Here is a 4,158-nt window from a genome sequence, read left to right as displayed (position 1 = left end):
GTGGTGAATTTATCCGAGGCAGAGATTCAATCCTGTGAAATGGGCGATCGCCATCAGGAAATTCCCGGACAAACGGAACCCTTGCCCATCTTTAGATTATGGGATTTGCTGCCCTACGGATACCAGGTCCAGGAAGCAGTTTCTGGAGTGAATTCCCCCTCGGTTTGTCTGATTATGCAGGTGAAGGGTCAACAGGTGGCGATCGCTGTGGATGCGGTGATCGAAGAACGTTCCGTCATGCTCAAACCCCTGGATCTCACTGTTCCAGTCCCTCCCTACGTTGCCGGTTGTACTGTTTTAGGCAGCGGTGAAGTGATACCAGTCCTCGCCCCGCATCACTTTCACCCCTTACTGTTTCCCCGTTCCCCCGTCAGACTCGTCGCCAATATCTCACAAAATACATCTTTGAGTTCCGATGCTTCTCCCGCCCAGATATTAATTGTGGATGATTCCCTCACCATGCGCCAAATCTTACAAGAAGTATTCGAGAGTGCCGGATTTGTCCCCACACTCTGTACCGATGGACGAGAGGCATTAACTCAACTGGCGCGATCGCCCCAGGGACACTTCCACCTCATCCTCTCCGATGTGGAAATGCCCCATTTAGATGGATTAGGATTACTCCAGACGGTTCGATCCGATCCCCAATGGCATCACTTACCGATGGCGATGCTCTCCTCCCGCGCCAGTCCAGAGGATATTCACAAAGGGATGGAATTAGGTGCAACTGCCTATTTTAGTAAACCTTTCGATCCGGCGATGTTGCTTGCCGCTATTCGCGAACTCCTTGACTAAGCCTAGAGATAGAGATTCTCAATTTAATTTTTATTTCGGATGATACAGGGCGAAATTCATAAAAAATGCTAAATGTATCTTAAAGTTATAGAACTTTAATTTTTTTTAGTAAGGTACTCCTAAAGATATATGACTCAGGTTCCTGGATTGTTTTACTCTGGGGAAGAAATGAACCGATTTTAAAACTCTCATCAGGCTACTGGGGAGTAAATTAAGGGGGGATGACAATCTTTAAGAAAACTTTACATAAACTTTCTGGAATTAACTCTAGCCGATGATAAACTTGGGTTAAATCAGCTATCCTTCCGACTGATTGAATTCAAACCGGAGCGATCGCCAAATAGTCCAGGTAAAATTTGCAGCCGTTTTTAGGGAAACTCGACTGAGACTCATCAAACGGCTTTTAGAATCAGGAATATTTGGCGATCGCCACTGAATTGAGGATCACCGAATGCTGAAATCCAGTTCATCTACTAAGGCTGAACGGGAGTCATTATAAAGATTCAGAATATTGGGCATTGAACTCTAGCCGGAACTGAATAATTTCAGCTTTAGGGAATCCCAGAACCTTAAAAAAATCCTGGGATGCAATTTCAGGAGATTAATAAACTCCTTTTAAACCCGGCGATTAATGCAATCGCCAAATGGACTATAAAGTTATGTCGTATCTATCAAGGTAAACTCATGAAAAATCCTGTTATCGCCATTGGACTTGATGCCGGAGACCCGAATCTGTTGGAAAAATGGATGGCGCAAGGGCATTTGAAAAACTTAAAAGAATTGCGCGATCGCGGAGCTTACGGACGACTCAAAACCTTTGATTATTATCGAGCCGAAACCCCTTGGACCACATTTTTAACCGGCTCTTCTCCAGAAAAAACCGGCTATTGGGCACCCGTTAAACTGAGGGAAGGAAGCTATGAAGTAGACCCCATAGAAGCTTACGACTTTGCCGAATATCAACCCTTTTATGCCCTTGGGGATGATTATCGAGTGGCAGTCTTTGATATGCCTCAAGCTCCCCTGAGCGATCGCGTCAATGGAGTCCAAGGATTAGCCTGGGGCGCACATTCCCCCCAAACCCCCACCCATTCCAAACCCGAATCCTTTCTATCAGAAATCATCGCCAAACATGGGGAACATCCGGCATTACATAAAGATTTTGCCAGCATTTTAGATATTCCTGCCCTCCAGGAACTTCAGAAAAAATTAGAAACCGGGATTGAGCGACGCGGTAAGATTTGTAAAGATTTACTCCAACGGGATAACTGGGATTTCTTCTTAACCATTTTTGGAGAAACCCACTCTGCCGGACATTTTTTTTGGCACTTAAGTCAACCGGATCATCCCCTCTATCCCGTGGTGGGAAATCGCTATCCCGGAGACCCGTTGTTAGAGATTTTTGAAGCCATTGATACAGCCATTGGTGAGATTTTAACCGCTGCGCCGGAGAATGCCAATGTGGTTGTTTTTGCAGCCCACGGCATGGACTTTAATAACATGGACTTGCCCAGTATGGTATTTTTGCCCGAGTTTCTGTATCGGTGGAATTTCCCGGGGAAAGTGGGATTAGCTGAGGGGAAAATGGGTGAAACTCCTGGGGGACCGCTAATCGGAGAACGGGCAAAACGGGGTTTTATGGGAACCCTGTGGAGTCTCAAGGGCGATCGTAATCCCCTGCGAGGATTTTTGCGGCGAACCCTCCCCACTAAAATCTTTAGCCGGATTGAACCCCTGTTTGGTGCCGAACCTGAACCCGATTTAATTTCTCCCTTTGAAATGCAGAAAAAAGGCGATCGTTTATTCTTCCAAACCCCCTGTTGGTATCAACCCGCATGGCCCCGCATGAAAGCCTTTGCCCTCCCGAGTTTCTCCGAAGGATATATCCGAATTAACTTGAAAGGACGGGAACCAAATGGAATCGTTGACCCCGCAGAATACGACGCCGTTTGTCATCAAATCACCGAACAATTGTATCAACTCAAAGATTCCCGAACCGGGGAAACAATGGTCCAAAATGTAGTCCGGACTCGCCAGACTGCCACCGATTCTGACCCCAAATTACCCGATGCCGACTTGGTGATAATCTGGCAAGATAAATGTGCCAGTGATACCGTAGAAAGCCCCGAAATTGGCCGGATTGGACCCGTTCCATTTAATCGCACCGGCAGTCATCGATCCGATGGATTTTTAGCCCTAGCAGGGCCAGATATTCAACCCGGTTCTACCTTACCTTTCGGCCATTCATTAGATTTAGCCCCCACGTTATTAACCTTATTAGAGGCACCGATTCCCGACTCTTGCGAAGGGAAATCTCTGATCAATCAACCGGCAGTGATTCGCTAAACAACCGGCCTTTAAACCGCCTAGATAATGGCCTCATTTCATTTTTTGGACTCCCCTGGCACGGGCCAAACTAGACTGAATAGAGCCTCAGTTTAAAAAGGCTAAGGGAGTCAACCCTGGAGGGAACTAACCACTGTCTAACATCCAGCTCAGGTTTACCCCTCCACCCTCCTTTAAACTGAGGTAAATTGGGGTATCAAAATAAATTCATTAAAATTCCGGTAATTGTTGAATCCCGTCCTTTTGTAGAAGATGTAAAAAGCATGATGAAATTGAATCGATTTAGGATAGATAATAAAATCATCCATCCTAAATATTTGTACCCGATATGGATGAAGTCTTGATAATTAGGGGTGAAATACCATGCCATTAGTTTCTGTTGTTGTTCCGGCTTACAATGTTTCCAAAACGATTTGTGATACCCTCGATTCGATTTTAAAACAAACGTTTTCTGACTTTGAACTGATTATTATTAATGATGGCTCTACCGATAATACATTACAGGTTATCGAAGGGGTCCGAGACCCGAGAATTCAAGTCTTTTCTTATGAAAATGGCGGACTCCCCGAAGCGCGAAATCGGGGAATTGCTCGCGCAACGGGAGAGTTGATTACCTTTATCGATGCAGACGATTTGTGGACCCAGGATAAATTAGAGTGCCAGGTTACTGCATTACAACAAAATCCGGAAGCAGGACTAGCTTATAGCTGGACCTGCTTTATGGATAGCGAAGGTAAATCCTTTAGTCAAGATTTGCCCTGCTATATTGAGGGCAATGTTTATGCCCAATTGTTAGTAGGTAATTTCATTACTTCTGGGTCTAATGTGATGCTACGTGCATCGGCAATTGAATCTGCGGGACTGTTCGATCGCACCCTGAAATCCATTGAAGATTGGGAATATTGGTTACGGGTTGCGGCGAAATGGCCGTTTGTAGTCGTGCCGCAGTATCAAATCCTGTATCGGCAGTCGGCGACATCAATGGCCTCTAAAATTGATGTCATGGAAAAATATAGC

The 4,158-nt window shown here is 45.5% G+C and carries 3 protein-coding genes; all 3 read left to right on the top strand.

Annotated features, from left to right (window positions below):
• Positions 1–795, top strand: a 795-nt coding sequence (locus J0895_RS16595) for a response regulator (protein WP_207089153.1), incomplete at its 5' end; no start/stop codon positions are given.
• A gap of 684 nt (positions 796–1,479) precedes the next feature.
• Positions 1,480–3,141, top strand: coding sequence for an alkaline phosphatase family protein (locus tag J0895_RS16590; RefSeq protein WP_207089152.1), 1,662 nt, complete (start codon positions 1,480–1,482; stop codon positions 3,139–3,141).
• Positions 3,142–3,504: 363 nt separating this feature from the next.
• A partial coding sequence (locus J0895_RS16585) for a glycosyltransferase family 2 protein (RefSeq protein ID WP_207089151.1) occupies positions 3,505–4,158 on the top strand: 654 nt, incomplete at its 3' end.

Origin of the sequence: Phormidium pseudopriestleyi FRX01 (assembly GCF_017313335.1) — a bacterium.
Taxonomy (GTDB): domain Bacteria; phylum Cyanobacteriota; class Cyanobacteriia; order Cyanobacteriales; family Laspinemataceae; genus Laspinema; species Laspinema pseudopriestleyi.
Note: the sequence above shows the minus strand (reverse complement) of the source record. Positions and strands in the feature narration are given on the sequence as shown.